15 protein-coding genes and 1 riboswitch are annotated in these 16,691 nt (G+C 40.8%); of the genes, 6 read left to right on the plus strand and 9 right to left on the minus strand.

Features of this window, described 5'->3' with window-relative positions; all coding sequences use genetic code 11:
* Positions 1 to 297: 297 nt before the first annotated feature.
* Positions 298 to 1,059 (minus strand): hypothetical protein, encoded by a 762-nt coding sequence (locus D0463_RS00375; protein WP_117303903.1) that lies wholly within the window; start codon positions 1,057 to 1,059, stop codon positions 298 to 300.
* Positions 1,060 to 1,203: 144 nt separating this feature from the next.
* On the minus strand, positions 1,204 to 1,530 hold the full coding sequence (locus D0463_RS00380) for a four-helix bundle copper-binding protein (protein ID WP_117303904.1): 327 nt from the start codon (positions 1,528 to 1,530) through the stop codon (positions 1,204 to 1,206).
* A gap of 142 nt (positions 1,531 to 1,672) precedes the next feature.
* Between D0463_RS00380 and D0463_RS00385 the strand changes: the two genes are divergently transcribed.
* Positions 1,673 to 2,287, plus strand: a complete 615-nt coding sequence (locus tag D0463_RS00385) for a histidine phosphatase family protein (RefSeq protein ID WP_117303905.1) — start codon at positions 1,673 to 1,675, stop codon at positions 2,285 to 2,287.
* Between the two features lie 202 nt (positions 2,288 to 2,489).
* Here D0463_RS00385 and D0463_RS00390 read toward each other — a convergent pair whose 3' ends face one another.
* Positions 2,490 to 3,581, minus strand: coding sequence for a citrate synthase/methylcitrate synthase (locus tag D0463_RS00390; protein WP_117303906.1), 1,092 nt, complete (start codon positions 3,579 to 3,581; stop codon positions 2,490 to 2,492).
* Positions 3,582 to 3,687: 106 nt separating this feature from the next.
* On the opposite strand from D0463_RS00390, the gene D0463_RS00395 reads away from it, so the two are divergent.
* On the plus strand, positions 3,688 to 4,569 hold the full coding sequence (locus D0463_RS00395; RefSeq protein ID WP_117303907.1) for a LysR family transcriptional regulator: 882 nt from the start codon (positions 3,688 to 3,690) through the stop codon (positions 4,567 to 4,569).
* A gap of 145 nt (positions 4,570 to 4,714) precedes the next feature.
* On the opposite strand, the gene D0463_RS00400 is transcribed toward D0463_RS00395, so the two are convergent.
* From D0463_RS00400 to D0463_RS00420, 5 genes are all read right to left on the minus strand, one after another.
* Positions 4,715 to 5,983 (minus strand): cation:dicarboxylate symporter family transporter, encoded by a 1,269-nt coding sequence (locus tag D0463_RS00400; protein ID WP_117303908.1) that lies wholly within the window; start codon positions 5,981 to 5,983, stop codon positions 4,715 to 4,717.
* Between the two features lie 129 nt (positions 5,984 to 6,112).
* A riboswitch (cyclic di-AMP (ydaO/yuaA leader) is annotated at positions 6,113 to 6,264 on the minus strand.
* Positions 6,265 to 6,389: 125 nt separating this feature from the next.
* On the minus strand, positions 6,390 to 7,601 hold the full coding sequence (locus D0463_RS00405; RefSeq protein WP_160118328.1) for an efflux RND transporter periplasmic adaptor subunit: 1,212 nt from the start codon (positions 7,599 to 7,601) through the stop codon (positions 6,390 to 6,392).
* 12 nt (positions 7,602 to 7,613) lie between these two features.
* Positions 7,614 to 8,276, minus strand: coding sequence for a hypothetical protein (locus tag D0463_RS00410; protein WP_117303910.1), 663 nt, complete (start codon positions 8,274 to 8,276; stop codon positions 7,614 to 7,616).
* A 242-nt stretch (positions 8,277 to 8,518) separates the two neighbouring features.
* Positions 8,519 to 9,418, minus strand: a complete 900-nt coding sequence (locus D0463_RS00415) for a YegS/Rv2252/BmrU family lipid kinase (RefSeq protein WP_117303911.1) — start codon at positions 9,416 to 9,418, stop codon at positions 8,519 to 8,521.
* A 140-nt stretch (positions 9,419 to 9,558) separates the two neighbouring features.
* Positions 9,559 to 10,437 carry a TetR/AcrR family transcriptional regulator gene (locus D0463_RS00420; RefSeq protein WP_160118329.1) on the minus strand — a complete coding sequence of 293 codons (879 nt, stop codon included), beginning with the start codon at positions 10,435 to 10,437 and terminating at the stop codon, positions 9,559 to 9,561.
* 206 nt (positions 10,438 to 10,643) lie between these two features.
* On the opposite strand from D0463_RS00420, the gene D0463_RS00425 reads away from it, so the two are divergent.
* Positions 10,644 to 13,820, plus strand: coding sequence for an efflux RND transporter permease subunit (locus D0463_RS00425; protein ID WP_117303913.1), 3,177 nt, complete (start codon positions 10,644 to 10,646; stop codon positions 13,818 to 13,820).
* A 54-nt stretch (positions 13,821 to 13,874) separates the two neighbouring features.
* Here the strand turns inward: D0463_RS00425 and speD are convergent, their stop codons facing one another.
* Complete coding sequence (gene speD / locus D0463_RS00430) at positions 13,875 to 14,693, minus strand: adenosylmethionine decarboxylase (protein WP_117303914.1); 819 nt, start codon at positions 14,691 to 14,693, stop codon at positions 13,875 to 13,877.
* Between the two features lie 186 nt (positions 14,694 to 14,879).
* Here speD and D0463_RS00435 point away from each other — a divergent pair, with 186 nt between their 5' ends.
* From D0463_RS00435 to D0463_RS00445, 3 genes are all read left to right on the plus strand, one after another.
* A complete protein-coding gene (locus D0463_RS00435; protein WP_117303917.1) occupies positions 14,880 to 15,116 on the plus strand; it encodes a spore coat protein in 237 nt (78 codons plus the stop codon).
* 342 nt (positions 15,117 to 15,458) lie between these two features.
* Positions 15,459 to 16,214, plus strand: a complete 756-nt coding sequence (locus D0463_RS00440; protein WP_117303915.1) for an alpha/beta hydrolase — start codon at positions 15,459 to 15,461, stop codon at positions 16,212 to 16,214.
* Positions 16,215 to 16,300: 86 nt separating this feature from the next.
* Positions 16,301 to 16,465 carry a CsbD family protein gene (locus D0463_RS00445; protein ID WP_117303916.1) on the plus strand — a complete coding sequence of 55 codons (165 nt, stop codon included), beginning with the start codon at positions 16,301 to 16,303 and terminating at the stop codon, positions 16,463 to 16,465.
* Positions 16,466 to 16,691: the final 226 nt, after the last annotated feature.

Consider the following 16,691-nt stretch of genomic DNA (forward strand, 5'->3'; position numbering starts at 1 on the left):
TTAACTGGCCTGCTTTTCCCGCAGGACGTTGAATCATCATCCATGCATAGGCACCGCACAAGAAAATGCGTATGCATTTTCGAGGAGTCTCGCATATCCTCGCCAATCAACTTTGTTGCAAAATTAACTGAGATATTACGTTAATCAATATTAAACCACCAGTTATGGTGAGAGCCTTACTATTTTTTACTTCTATTCTTATGTGCAAGACGGCAAGTACTAAACCCGAATTTTCACCATATACGATTACTTTACGTAAAAACCCCGGCTTTGAAACTCCGGGGTTAGATGCTTTTTTTAACTTTTTAACGTGACCGACCATTCTTTTGTTTTCTGCTGGAGAACGATCAGGGCATTCGGACTTTGATGTTTTATTTCATCATAGCCATCCGCCATATTATCCATGTTTATATAGTCACCGACAACCCAAACCGGGATTTCGACCCTGTTTCTGGCTTGCTGTGCTTGATTAAAAGAAAATACAAGGCCCTCTGCCATTAAAGGAGTGAGTCGATGAAAAACCTCGGCAGGTACCGGAGGATAATCGGTGCTCTTCCTCCTGCTCAGCCAAGTCCTTTTCATGCGCAGTGATTCCATTTTAATCGGAAGCAAATGACCCAGCATCTTGAAATACGTCTCAAGGGATCGGTAGTACACTTTATTAAACCAGCCGTCATCATGCGCCAAATATACAAATTCATTGTTTAGCCTGCGATAAAAAGGCGGCCTGAGATGGTTTTTGCAATGGCCTAAAAATAATAATTCGGCGATTTCAGTACCATCTAAATCATCAAGACCCCTTTCTTCTTCAAAATCAATCCAGCAGAAATCCCCGTACTCCTTAACATCTTCTTTCAGAAGCTCTCTAACATTTTCCTGGCTCACATATTCCATCAGGGTATTTCTATTGAACTCACCGTCATCGAACTTATGCTTTAACAGTAAAAGGTTTGATAACGGAGCCTGAAGACAGTAGGCAAATTCGCCGAAGTTCATTCCGGACGAAATCACGAATCGTTCAGAGTCCTGTATATGCATATAAAGAATATCCTTTTTCATTACACCCGTTCCCTCCGAATTACGTTTGGTGATTTCGTCTACGAATTTGTATAGTCCATCTATATCTATTAATTATTTTACCAAAAAAAGCGAAAGTTTGTGTTCACTTTCGCTTTTTTCAGATATTCTTGCATCGCATTTTACTTATGCCGCCATCTTTCTGCATGCCTCTGCACATCTAAAGCAAGCTTCCGCACATTTCTGGCAGTGCTCGTGATCATGCTTTTTACACTCATCGCCGCATGCCTCACAGATATCCGCACACAGCTTACAAATTTGCTTCATAAAAGGGCTTTCAGTTTGCATGGCCCGAACAGCAAGCATACAAATGTCCGCACATTCCCGGTCCAATCTAATACACTCGGCCATCATTTTTACGTCTTCTTCTTTTAAACAAGCGTCAAAACAATGGTTACAAGCCTCCAGACATTCTAAACAAGCTTGTATACATTCTTCGTACGTTTGACTCATATTCTAACACCTCCTATTTTTTTCATCTTAAGTTAATTCCCTTTATATCCCCTTTTAATCATCATTTATCGATCGTTTCTCGTCTTCTGAAAAAAAGACTATAATATACTTAGAATCATCATTTAATGTTAGGAGAAGTATTATGCTGACGATTTATTTAGTACGCCACGGACAAACTGAGTGGAATCTTGAAGGGCGATTACAGGGTTGGGGAAACGGCGAGTTGACAAAAGAAGGAATCAACGATGCTCTCGCTCTTGGCCGCAGGCTAATAAATGTGCCCATCGACTTAATTTACTCCAGCTCTAGCAAACGAGCCTATCAAACGGCCGAGCTGATTACAGGCAGCCGCGACATTCCAATCATCCAGGATGATGCGTTACGGGAGATGGGCTTTGGTGACTGGGAAGGAAGAATTCGCACAGAAATAGAGAAAGAATATGAACATGAATATAAAGCCTTCTGGGAAACTCCCCATCTTTATAACCGCAACAGCGGGGAGTTATTCTCCCATGTGATAGACCGCGTGGTTTCGGCATTCAATGAAATTGTTGAGAAGCATCCATCGGGCACGGTGATGGTCGTGTCTCACTCTATCACGCTAAGAGTATTGATCGCGTATATAAAAAAACTGCCCCTCGATAAGCTATTCACACAAAAACCTGGCTTAGGCAATACCAGTTTGACCAAAATCGTTGTGAAAGACGGCCATCCGGAGATTATTTTTGAAGGGGATATGTCTCATAAGGTTAAGTAGAGCGATAGCAAGCAATTTCATGAGGAGTGTGCACCCGACTTAGGGGTTTCGTTTAAATCATCCTGTTTTTCGTTTAAATGAACGCTAGTTTCGTTTAACTCACTATGATTTTTGTTTAAATGATAGAAATTTCTGCTTAAATCCAACGATTCTTCAAGGTAAAACAAAGCTCCCTAGTAGCGCCAGGGAGCTTTGTTCTCCTTTAGTTTGAATTGAATGAACCGGTATATACCGATTCTGGACGATAAATCGTGTTATCTAATGATTGTTCCAACACATGGGCCGTCCAACCTGCTGTCCGTGCAGCAGTAAATGTCGGTGTAAAAAGAGCCGCTTCCATATCGATGGCCTTCATAATCGCTGCTGCGTAAAATTCTACGTTCGTGTAGAGCCCTCTTCCCGGTTTGTATTCCTCTAATAATGAAATCGCCTTTTCTTCTACTGAATTAGCAAGGCTTAGCCAGTGTTCATCTCCACTTATTCCCCTCGTAATTTCCTGCAAAGCAGCTGCCCGCGGATCTCTTGTTTTATAAATACGGTGGCCAAAGCCCATGATTTTTTCGTTTCTATCAAGTTTCTCTCTAATCCAAGCTTCTGCATTTTCTTTTGTCTGAATTTCATCGAGCATGTTTAGGACAGCGGTCGGTGCTCCCCCGTGCAGAGGTCCCTTCATCGCTCCAATCGACGCGGTTACAGCAGAGACCATATCTGATTCGGTGGAAGCGGTCACTCTGGCGGCAAAAGTAGAGGCGTTCATGCCATGCTCAGCTGTTAATATCATATAAGCATCCATAGCTTTTTCTTGGGATTTGGTAGGCATTTCACCGGTTAACATATAGAGATAATTCGCAGTGTGCCCTAAATCGATCATTGGTTCAATCGGAGACAAACCCTTGTTTATTCTATATCGATAAGCAATTAATACCGGCATGATCGCAGTCACACGAATTGCCTGAGCAATGGACGGTTTCCAATTATATTCCTTTGTTCCGATCGCAGAAATACAAGTGCGCAATACGTCCATGATCTCCATATTTTCAGGCAAAAGATACAACATGTCTACCAAGTACTTGGGCAACTCCCTAGCCAATGCCAGCTCTCCTTTAAAAGACAACAACTCTGCTTTATCCGGGAATTTTTCTTTCCATAACAGATATGCTACTTCTTCAAAACTGTACGATAATGCAAGCCGGCTTGCTTCATGTCCTCGATAGACGAGTATTCCTTTATCACCGTCAATGAAACTGATGGATGTTTCAGCCGCCGGAATACCTTTTAGGCCTTTTGTAACCATAAATTCCCTCCTCATCTTATTAGGCTCATTATACGTGCTATAATCAATAACAAATATTAAATAAATAGCACAATATTGATTAATAAATTTAATCAGGAGGAAAACTATGGAGTTAAAATGGTTGAAAACCTTTGAAACAGCGGCTACCTATGAAAACTTCCGCCAGGCTTCTGAGAAGCTGTTTATCTCACAGCCTTCTGTTACGGTGCATATCAAGCTACTTGAAGGCTATCTTGGAAGTAAGCTTTTTGAAAGGAGTGGCCGGAAAGTAGTTTTAACTGAAGAAGGCAGATGCTTTTTGCCGCATGCACGCAAACTTCTCGCCATACATAGTGAAGGAATGAAAGATTTCGAGAATTTCAAGCAAGGATTTTCAAGGAAGCTTACGATTGCCATCTCACCTTTAATCGCAGCCTCCATTATGCCGTTCATATTAAGAAAATATATGAGCATTCATCCCGATATCTCCATTGACATACAGGTGCTTGAATCAAAAGAAATTCCAGCCGCTATTCTTTCCGGTAAAGCAGACTTAGGCCTATCGAGAATGAACACTGTACACACAGATCTTACATGCATGCCTTTATATGAAGATCCCGTTATTTTAGTGGCGCCTCATGACGGCTGGGACAGTGAAAACAGCCCACCCATTGAAATGGAAGAGCTGTTTGCTTCTTACAGGATCATGTCCCATAACCATCCAGAATATTGGGATGATTTATTGCAGACGATCAAAAGAAATCACCCTTCCATTCGCACAATGGTGGTCAGCCAGGTTCATGTAACTAAAAAGTTTATAGAAGAGGGGCTCGGGATTTCGTTTCTGCCCGTCTCAACGGTCAGAAGGGAGCTTATGGAAGGAAGACTTCTCGAAGTCAGGACTGATTCACTCCCTCTTCCAGTATCGCACAGTTATTTTTTGACAAAATATCAGCATTCAGAAGGAAGAGAGTTCTTTGAATTCCTAAAACGATTTAATTTCACGTGATTTTTTCCTAAAGAAAACTCGTCGATTGACGAGTCTTTTAAGGCGAAGACAGAGACGTTAGTTACAATTACTCAGAAAGGAAATTTTATCCTTTCCTTTCTGCCAAAGAAAAACCAGAGCGATTTACTTCGCTCTGGTTTTTGGTTTAGTTTACGTTTAAAATTTCTGTGGTCTGTGACTTAGGCTTAGAGTTGCGTTGGAACTTGCCTTCCCATTTGGCGATGACAATCGCGGCAAGTGAGTTGCCAACTACGTTTACCGCTGTTCGTGCCATATCGAGGATACGGTCAATACCAGCAATAAATGCAAGGCCTTCAACCGGAATCCCCACTGTCCCAAGCGTTGCCAGAAGAACAACGAATGACACTCCCGGAACGCCAGCAATTCCTTTAGACGTCACCATTAACACAAGCATTAACGAAACCTGGTCGGCTATGCTCATCTCAATGCCGTACATTTGAGCGATAAAGACAGCTGCCAATGCCTGATAAAGCGTTGAACCGTCCAGGTTAAACGAATACCCGGTCGGAATGACGAATGAAGCAATATGCTTCGGAACACCAAGATTCTCCATCTTCTCCATAATCTTTGGAAGCACCGTTTCAGAGCTTGCGGTCGAATAAGCTAAAATGAGCTCTTCTTTTAACGTCTTAATCAGTGTGAAAATGTTGAAGCCGACTAACTTCGCAACTGATCCTAACACAACAATAATAAAGAATAGCATCGTACCATAAACCGAGAATACCAGTTTACCAAGTGGGATTAACGATTCAATCCCAAATTTCGAAACCGTAACACCGATTAGGGCGAAAACGCCGAATGGTGCGAATTTCATAATCTGATTGGTCACATAAAACATCGCGTCCGCGGTTCCCTGGAAAAAGGCAAGCACCGGTTTCCCTTTCTCCCCAATTGCGGAGATACCTAATCCAAACACTAAAGCAAAGAAGATAATCGCAAGCATATCACCTTCCGCGATAGCTGCAATAGGGTTCGTTGGAACAATGTTAACAAACGTATCAACCATCGAGTGGCTCTCCTGGTTTTCAGCAGTATCCACATAGCTGTTAATGTCCGTCTTATTCAGCTTGTCCATTTCAATGCCTGCTCCGGGCTGGAACAGGTTGGCAGCTACTAAACCGACGATAATCGCAAGCGTCGTGATAATTTCAAAATATAAAATCGTTTTACCGCCTATTTTCCCTAATTGCTTAATATCACCGACACCGGCAACCGCTACGATGATACTGGAAATAACGATCGGTACCACGATCATTTTAATTAAGTTCAGAAAAATATCGCCAATGGGCTGTAAATAAGTTGCTACTTGTGGGCTGCCAAAAAAGATCGCCCCCACAGCAATCCCCAGCACAAGGCCAATAAAAATCTGCCATGCTAATCCTATTTTCTTCATCTAGATCCTCACCTTCTGTAAAATTCTATGCTGCAAAAGCATTTTTGTCTCGGTAAGGGAAACAAGTTAGATGTATTTCTTGCACGAAAAGGCACAGGCATGCCTTTTGTGCGTGAGCATTCCTACCTACTGTTCCCTATAAAGACGCTGACGAGGTTAGCTGTCGGGTTAGGACCAGGAAACACTTAGCCCTTTCAAAACTGAATTCACCCCTAGCGGAACATGCGCACCGCAAAAATGGTTCCCCCGTTCTTTTGTTTAAGATTAAGCGAAAAAAATAACACAAAAAAGATATTATCCTAAAAAAGCAATTCTGTAAATGGATTTACCCGGATGTAAATCTTAGAAAACCTATTTCATCAAAAAAAAATCGCCACGAACTTAGCTTGTTCGTGGCGATTGTGTATTATTTTTCCAATAATCCTATGAGAAGGTAGCGTACGATCTCTTTTTCCGACAGCTTCTTCAGCGAGGATTTTTTAATTTCGCTCATATCCAGCGGCGTAATAAACATAGAATGGTTTTGAAGTCTGTTATCCGGTTTAAGGATGACAACATTCTCTAATTTAACACCGCTTTTCACTTCTTGCTTGCCATCAAAGCTAAGGCCCTTAGCTATATTTTGTTTATCCACCTGTCCCTTTGATGTTAATCGATAGACAAATGGCTTAGCCTTTCGCTGCTGTACGGCGTGTTCAGGAACAGTAAGGACTCCTTTTGCTTCCGCAGTAATTATAGAGACACCTACCTTAGAACCGTTCACCAGCTTGTCAGTCTCTTCTTCCATTACTGCGTTATATAAGTAGTAATTTTTCGTTTTCACAGTCGGCTCTTCTGTCGGATTGGTATTCACTCTTTCAAGCGTCCCATCTATAGGCTTTTTCAGATCGGGAGACGTTACTTTTATTTGCATGCCGGGTTCCGCTTTTTTCAGTTGGTTTTCATTGAAGACCCCTTCAACCCACGGCTGTGACGAGGCAATGGTAATGATGGGCCCTCCCTCCTCACCGAGGTTCTGATCGATTTGCTTTATAACGCCATCGGTTTCACTGCTAATTGTCCCTGTACCGCTATCCGTCAAATTGTTGATCTTGGCATCATATGTTTTAATTTGTTCTTCCAGCTTCCTTTTCTCTAATTGCTGTGCATAAATTTCCTGCTCTAGTTCGTTTTCAATCTCTTTATCTGTTTCATTAACAGGTTCGGTTTTTGGAATGCTTGCCTGGTAACTCTCTAATTTGCGGATATATTCATCAATACCGGCGATTTCTCCCTGAGTCTGATTCTTTTCCGCTTCCAAATCAGCTCTATCGGCATCAAGCTCCGGAGTCGTATATTCAAGCAGCGGGGTTCCTGCGGTTACGGTGTCACCTTCCCGGACAAGAAATTTCTGAAAGTCTTTATTCTTCCCGTTGTAATACACAGGGTATATTTCACTTGGTTTAATAACTCCTTTTGTTTGAAAGGTTTCCGTAATGTTTTGCTTTTTAACCTCTGTCCAGTCTTTTACAAAAACCGTCCGTTCCACCTTACTGTCGTCTTTGACAATTAAATAGACGTTCAAAGCGAAAAATAGAATCGCAGCCAAAATGGGTGCGTACAGCTTCCACTTTTTCAAGCCCACACCCCCTTAGAAAAATACGCTGACTTTTATGTAAGATAATAATGCTGCCGCAAACCAGGAAGCTATATAAACTAGCCCAATTGCAAGCATAATAAGATATTTATTCGTTTCTGAGAGTTTTCTTAAATAATAATATTGAAACAAAATAATCACCAGCTGAAAAAGCGTGATTTCTCCAAAAAAGTGGATAAAAAACTCATTTGAAATCAGATGCTGACTTATGACCCCAAGGGAAAAGGGATTAGAGCTCTGATTGATATCCATCAGCACGAACAGCGGAATGGATACTGCTTTTTCAAACAAAGCAATAACAAAGACGATCATTTGGACAATTACGATCCGCATATAGTTGATATCCGTAAATATCCAAAAAATCAAAGAAGACAGGAACAAGAAGATAGAGGGAAATAAAAGCCCAGCAATCAACTCACCCGCGATTACCAGCAACTTCCGACTTTCAAAGGCAGCCTCATTCAGCTTTGTCACTTCGCCTGAAATCGATTCAGAGGCGATGCCGAAGTAAGCGCTAATACCAAAAATGATGATGCTCAAAACATATAAGACTGATAACTTCAGACCGAAACGCACCACTTCTTCTGCTTGTTTCAGCCGATAGCTGTTTCCATTAGGATGGAAAAGGCCATTTAGCAACTGGACTCGATAAATCATATTCGCTCCCCCGCGGAATAGAAAATTATGTTATCTCTTATTTTATCTTAAATTAGCCAAATGTGAACAACGAACGACAAAAACTTTTGGCGTGTCAGATAAAGTTAAGTCTAAACGGCTGGAAAAAGCCGACCTGGCATTTCTTAAAAGCGGGCTAACCGGTTTTTTTAGGCATATTACTTAGATTACAGTCATATATTTTATTTCGGGCATATGTTTCAAAATTAAGCCTAAAATGGCTTCTACATAGCTGGACCACACAACATGGAAAGATGATGCTTGAGTATAGATATGTCGGCCGGTGTCTTTTGATAGATTTCTCCATCCATATCAGCATCCAGCTCTTCATCCGTTACAATCTGAATCTCTTTTGCCTGGAAATACAAAACCCCTGAATCGGAATCTGTACTTTCACCTAGCGTTCTTTTCATCTCCATAATTTCTTTAAAAATACCAAGGTTGGAGTTTTTTACGATAATTACATCCAATAAGCCATCATTCGGCTTGATTAGCGGAAAAGGAAGCATGTTCGTTCCAATATAATTTCCGTTCACAGTAAGAATCATGATCGCCTCGTCCTCTATCGAATTCCCGTCATAGCTCATTTTAAAATGAAAAGGCTCACTTTCATTTATCGTTCTGAGCGCGCTTAAAAAGTAACTGATTTTCCCTAATGTGTTTTTCTCCTGAGGATCAATATTATTTGAGGTTTTAGTAATCAGCCCAATGCCCCAAAAGTTAATAAAATAATTGCTCCCTGTTTTTCCAACATCGATTTGAACGGTTTCTCCTTCTACCAGAGCAACAGCTGCCCTGCGGATATTTTGAGGAATATTAAGAGCACGTGACATATCATTACAAGTTCCCCCTGGCAAAATTCCGATTAAAGGCCGATTTTCTAAGCCTGAGAGTCCATTGATACACTCATGTACCGTACCATCACCGCCAAGAATAAAGATGACATCCATATCTTCCCCGTGCTTTTGGCATAACCTCTCCCCATCCCCCTGCTCTCTCGTTTGGATAAGGAGGAATTCTTCGATATTTGGTGAAAGAATCGGCAGGCAATCTTTTAGTGCTTTTTCAATTTTACCTTTGCCGGCGTTCTGATGGTATATGAGCATTCCTTTTTTCCACTTCATTTAGGACCACCATCTCTTCATAATTTGAATTGCTTTACCAAATACTTTACCTGCTTCGGCAGATTTAAAACCAGAATAGCAAAAAACACGGCTCCTGCCTTCAGCAAGTAACCGTGTTGATCAATAAAGCTCCGCCGTTATTAGCCTTCAGCAAGATACTCCTGAAATGCACGTATGATTGAAGAATAAGCACTGTTTTCCTTCTCCCTGTTGTTGAGCATTAGCAACAGGCTTTCCAAAACGATTTTCTTCGGTGCATCTTCCCCCAGTTCCCTTTGGATTTCCGATAGCACCTCGAGTTTCTTTCTGTTCTTATTTTCGTCTGGCTGATTTTTGATGAATACAATCTGCAAGGCAATCATACTTTGCAGTCGCTTCTTAGTGTCAGGCTCTCGATTCATGCAAACGCCAAATTGGATGGCTTTCAAAAGCGGGTCTTTATGTTTTAAGAAACCTTCAACAATTGAATCCAAACGATTTAATAAGAATGGAGCAATGTCTTCCCTGATCTCACTATTTTTATCAAAAAGCAAAATGGAAATATACTGTTTTACCATGCTATCCAAAATGATTGCACTATCAACAATATATTCTTCAGGTAAATCCGGGTATAAGCGCCGAACCTTCCCGCCAAAAAAATCAAGCGAGTCTCTCCTGACAAAGTGTATAAATTGGTCAAGTTCCTCACTAATGTGTATCATCTGTTCCCTGATAAACATTTGGATAAAGTCTTCATTAATGGTCACTTGCTCTATTTGAATATTAATTTGGTTGATATACTTTTCCTTCTCGGTTAATGAAGAATCCTTTTCCACCTCAGCGAGCTTGGACGACATTGTTTCATGGAAATATTTGAAAATGGATATTAGCAGCTCTTCCTTCGATTTAAAATAGTTATAGAAGGAACCTTTAGCCATGTCGCATCCATCCACAATTTCCTGGACGGATGTGGAGTGATATCCTTTCGCTGAAAATAGTTTAACAGCAACATCGATTATTAATTTGCGTTTTTCATTCATAGTATCCATCCTAACAATAATAGATAAGTAAACCTCAACGAAGGATGACTGAGCAGTCACTCTATATTCATTAATTGTATATTAATTTTCAGTAAAGAACAATAAATATACTATTATTAGTAACTTATCATTGCATTCGAAACGGATTTCCCTTATATTTTAATTTATGACCGACCAGTCACAAATTTAAACATGGAGGGTTTTGCTTGAATTCAATTATTAAGTTTTCTTTAAAGAATAAACTGGCGATTTGGCTTTTAACGATCATTATAACCATTGCCGGCTTATACTCTGGATTGAATATGAAACTAGAAACGCTGCCGAGTATCTCCACACCGGTGATAACCATTTCTTCCGTATATCCTGGAGCGGTGCCTTCGGAAGTTTCGGAAAAGATTACCGATCCTATTGAGAAGAGGGTTAGTAATCTATCTGGAGTCGATGTAGTGAGCTCTACTTCAATGGCGAATTTCTCCTCTATTCAAATCGAATACAACTTTGATAAGGATATGGATGAGGCTGTTGATGAAGCTAAGGAGGCAATAGGGAGCATTGAGTTACCGGAAGGAGCACAGGAACCTAATGTCTCTAGGATAGACATAGATGCTTTTCCTGTTGCAGCACTTAGCGCTACAAATGAAAATGTAGATCTAGCTGAATTAACGAAACAAGTGGAAGAAAACCTAGTACCTAAGCTGGAAGGGTTAGACGGAGTATCGTCTGTTGCCATTTCCGGACAGCAAGTGGAAGAAGCCGTTTTGACATATGACAAAGAAAAAATGGCCCAATACGGATTGGATGAACAAACCGTTAAGGGAATTGTTCAAGGTTCAAATGTATCCCTCCCTCTTGGACTCTTTAATTTCGCGGATAGCGAAAAAACCATTGTCGTTGATGGAAATATTACAACCCTGGGTGATTTAAAGAATATTGAAATCCCTGTTGTGCCTGCCGCTCCACAAGGCATGCCAGGCACAGCCGGGCAGAGTGCACCACAAGGACCCGCCGTTCCTAATGCAGGCGGGCAAAGTCAGATGAACCAGGCTCCACAGGCGCCGACAGCAAGTCCGGGCCCGTCACAAGCTCCGCAAATGGAAAAAGTAAAGCTTTCTGAGATCGCGGATGTCAAGATCGTAGGTAAAGCAGAATCCGTTTCCAGAACGAACGGACAGGAATCCATTGGCATACAAGTAACTAAATCACCTGAAGCCAATACCGTTGATGTAGTAAATGCAGTCAAAGATGAAATCCAGCAGTTTGAAAAAGATTATGATGGTGCAGAGATTCATACCACATTGGATCAAGGAAAGCCGATTGAAGATGCGGTAAAAACGATGCTTGAAAAAGCGATTATCGGTGGAATTTTTGCCGTACTGATCATTCTTCTATTCTTAAGGAATTTCAGATCAACGATTATCTCTGTTGTTTCCATTCCATTGTCTTTACTTATGGCCATTCTTGTTTTAAAACAAATGGACATTACCCTGAACATCATGACACTGGGTGCCATGACTGTTGCAATTGGCCGTGTAATTGATGACTCAATTGTTGTGGTTGAGAATATATATAGGAGAATGTCTCTAACTGGTGAACAATTAAAAGGAAAAGAACTGATTCGGGCGGCAACGAAAGAAATGTTTATCCCAATCCTTTCTTCAACCATTGTAACAGTTGCCGTTTTCCTGCCTTTAGGACTTGTTCAAGGACCAGTCGGAGAATTATTTCTTCCATTTGCTTTGACAATCGTCTTCGCCCTGCTCGCTTCATTAGTGGTGGCCATTACAATTGTACCTGCGATGGCCCACTCTTTATTTAAAAAGGGCTTAAAAGGTAAATCCCACGAGGACAAACCAGGAAGGCTGTCTGGTTTTTACCGTAAAGTGTTAACTTGGTCATTGAACCATAAGCTGATTACTTTCGGATTAGCAATCGTCCTCTTGGTTTCAAGTTTATTCCTGGTTCCGGTCATTGGAGTAAGCTTTATACCTGCTGAGGAAGAAAAAACGATGATTATCACGTATAAGCCTGCTCCAGGAGAAAAGTTAGAAGATATTGAGGCAGCAACTGAACAATCAGAGAAATACTTTATCGATAGAAAGAACGTTGATTCGATCCAATACACGCTCGGTGGAGAAAATCCAATGAGTATGGGTCCAGATAATTCAGCGCTGTTCTATGTTATGTATGACCCGGACACTGAGAATTTTGAAAAAGAAAAAGAGAAAGTAATCCAGGATCTTCAAGATTTCTCTTCACAAGGTGAATGGAAATCACAAGACTTTACTGGTGCCGGCGCAAGTAATGAGCTGAGCTTGAATGTATATGGCAATAATATCGAGCAAATTCAGCCAATCGTTGAAGAAACAATGAGCATCCTTGAAGATCACGATGACTTGAAAGATGTGGATTCAAGTATTTCTGAGTCCTATGATCAATACACGATTGTTGCTGATCAGGAAAAGCTAAGTGACTTAGGTATTACAGCCGCTCAGATTGGCATGGCTTTATCAAATACCGGTGAGCGCGAGACATTAACGACGATCAATAATGATGATAAAGAAGTAAATGTATATATTGATGCACAAGCTGATCAATATGATGATAAAAAGGATTTAGAAAATAAGACGATTACCTCCCCTCTTGGTATGGAGATTCCGCTTAAAGACGTAGTCGAAATCAAAGAAGGCAAATCGTCCGATACGATCATGAAGCGGGATGGAAAAATCTATGCGTCGGTTTCCGCTAAAATTAAAACAGATGATGTTTCAAAAGTAACAACCGATGTGACAAAAGAAATTGAAGATATCGACCTGCCGGGAAGCGCAAGCATCTCATTCGGCGGAGTAACCGAACAAATTAACGAATCGTTCACTCAGCTTGGATTAGCGATGTTAGCGGCAATCGCCATCGTATACTTGGTGTTAGTCATCACATTCCATGGCGGCCTGGCACCGATAGCCATTCTCTTCTCACTACCTTTCACAATTATCGGCGGACTATTGGGCTTGCTCATCGCTGGTGAAACCATTAGTGTTTCTGCTCTAATCGGAGCATTAATGCTGATCGGAATCGTAGTAACAAATGCGATTGTATTGATTGACCGGGTTATTCACAAAGAAGAAGCCGGCAGCTCTACAAGAGAAGCGTTGTTGGAAGCCGGGGAGACACGTCTCCGTCCGATTTTGATGACGGCAATCGCTACTGTTGGAGCATTAATCCCACTGGCAATTGGCTCGGGTGGCGGAGGACTTGTTTCGAAAGGACTTGGCGTTACTGTTATTGGCGGGCTAATAAGCTCTACACTTTTGACACTTGTCATTGTTCCAGTCGTATACGAGTTCATCACTAAATTCCGCAAAAAGAAAGAAACAGAAACTGAGTAATATAAGTCATTGAAGGGGCCGCACAGCGGTCCCTTTTTTGCATCCAGCTTTTTCTTAATCAAACGTTTGATTAATATTCTTCCCATAAAATATTTCATCCATTTCTACTTTCAATCTCTCCGTTATCTCTTCTATCTCCTCTGGTTGAAGCTTTTCCTTTGGATACCCGAATAGATAGTTGTTTAAATCAAACTCTTTCAACTTACACTTCGTGTGAAAAATATTTTCTTGATAGACATTTACATCAATCATGTCATATATGCTTTTTATGCTCTCTGGGATGTAATTTTGTATAGAGGTAATATCGTGGTCAATAAATAGCTTGTGACCACTAATATCTCTTGTAAAGCCCCGAACCCTGTAGTCAATCGTCATAATATCTGTATCAAATGAATGAATCAGATAATTCAACGCTTTAAGCGGTGAAATCTCCCCACATGTAGATACGTCGATATCCGCTCTGAACGTACTGATCCCTTCATCTGGATGATATTCAGGATATGTATGAACCGTTATATGGCTTTTATCTAACTGCATAACAACTGAATCCGGAAGAGGTCCGGGAGATTCATCGTATGATTCAGTCGGGACTTCCACAATCGGACCCTCCGAAACCAAAATGGTGACACTTGCTCCCTGTGGCACATAATCCTGTTTAGCGATATTCAATACATGCGCCCCGATAATATCCGATACCGTTTTTAAAATCTTCGTTAATCTGTCTGCATTGTATTGTTCATCTATGTATTCGAGATAGGCTTCACGTTCTTCTTTTGTTCTTGTATAGCAAATGTCATACATATTAAAGCTTAATGATTTTGTCAGATTATTAAATCCATGTAATTCGATACGTTGCTCTGATGTTAGTCCCATGGTTTACTTCCCCTTATTCATTATTGATGTCCCAAACTTAAATATTTTTATGATACCCATTGATATTTGGACTTACTCCACTTATTGGGTTTTAGCATACGGTAGGGTGTAGGAAAAATTTGAGGAGGCGTTATTTTGAATTACCAAAATGGAAATCCTGAAGAACAGAATACCTTTCCAAACGACTTGAATTACGCTGGACAAATAGATGAACGGCAACAACAGCCTTATTATTACCCATACCCGCGCCCACGTCCTAGACCACGCCCTAGACCAAGACCATACTACCCTTACTATCCTTACTTTCCTTATTACTACCCACGGCCTCGTCCTTATTACCCTTGGTATGGATATGGCGGAGGTTATGGAGGAGGATATGGTGGAGGATATGGTGGAGGATATGGAGACGACTACAATGATTAATTGTAAAGGGCTCCTAAGGCACTAAGAAAAGCGCAAGCGCGCTGGAGCTAGACATCAGTACATGTTGAAAATTTTATACTTTCTTATCTTTTAAGAAATTCCGTCCGTTAATTCGGACGGTTTTTACTTTGCATGCTTTTCTTAGAACTAATAAGATGTCCACTATTTTGGGTCTTCGTTAAAAAGAACTTTTATCCATTTTCAAGCCGTTGACATACTATTAGACGACATGATAATATTAAAACCAAGTAAATCAATAGGATTAATGAATTTATCTATATAAAATATAGTTCATCATGAAATTGCAATACTTTCACTATACGACTTGAAAGGAGATTTCACATGAATACAACACAAGTAATCCCTGGAGCAGAATCTTACTTTATTTCCGGCAATTCTGTCGGGATCCTGATCATCCATGGCTTTAATGGAACCCCGCAGAGCATGGAATATCTGAGCAAGAAATTTTCTACACAAGGCTTCACTGTCTACTCGTTAAGATTAAAAGGGCACGGTACCCATGAGGAAGAAATGGAGTCATGCAGTTATCAGGATTGGGTCGAAAATGTTGCGGAAGGATATTCCCGGTTAAAACAAACATGCCACAAAATTTATGTAATCGGTCAATCGATGGGCGGGGCTTTGGCTCTTGACTTGGCTGGTAAGGTTGATTGCGATGGCGTTATAGCTATAAATGCCGCTCTGCAGGTGCCGGATTATGAACCTTACAGAAATTTTTCCGCTCCACGGTTCATTCCGGATGAAAAACCGGATATCAACGATGGCGATGCTTTCGAAATCACCTACCCACAGGTTCCAATCAAAGCGGTTAATGAGCTTCTTTCATTGATGGACAGAGTGAAAAAAGCGTTGCACAAAGTATATTGTCCAGTTCTTTTATTTCATTCTCCCGAGGATCATGTTGTACCTGAACATTGTTCTTATGAAATCTACCATCTTGTCTCTTCAAAGGATAAGCATATGGTCTCACTTGATCATTCCTATCATGTCGCATCACTTGATTATGACAAAGACAAAATCGTTGAAGCTGCCATTTCTTTTATGAAAGACCGGAGTGAGGATATTCTCGTTTCATAATCGCCGCTTAGTTTCTATTTCCTTATGGGGTTTATCTATGCCCCGCACGGGTATTAATATAGTAACAACTTTAAGGAGGAGTCATGATGGGCGATTTATCTGATAAAGTAAAAAGCGCGGTCAACAAGGTGAAAGGTGAGGCAAAGGATCAGACCGGTAATGCGAAGAATGATCCAGGCCTTCAAGCTGAAGGAAAAATGGATAAATTAAAAGGAAATGTCCAAGAAGAAATCAGCAAGCTAAAAAAATAATATAAAAAGACTGCCAAGGGTTTACATAACCCTGGCAGTCTCAGATTGTCGACAAAAGGGGTTCGGAATGGTCTCATTCCGAACCCCTTTTTAGTGATTATTTTTATTTTTGCTTATTTTGAGAGTGAATGGACCTCACTTAGCCTTATTTATTAGGCCATTTCTGGACCTTGTCATGGAACCCATAGCCTAGAAACCACCGGTAGGCCATATTGGTTTCCGTCTC

The sequence above is a fragment of the Bacillus sp. V59.32b genome (assembly GCF_003429085.1).
In the GTDB taxonomy this organism is placed as follows: domain Bacteria; phylum Bacillota; class Bacilli; order Bacillales; family DSM-1321; genus Peribacillus.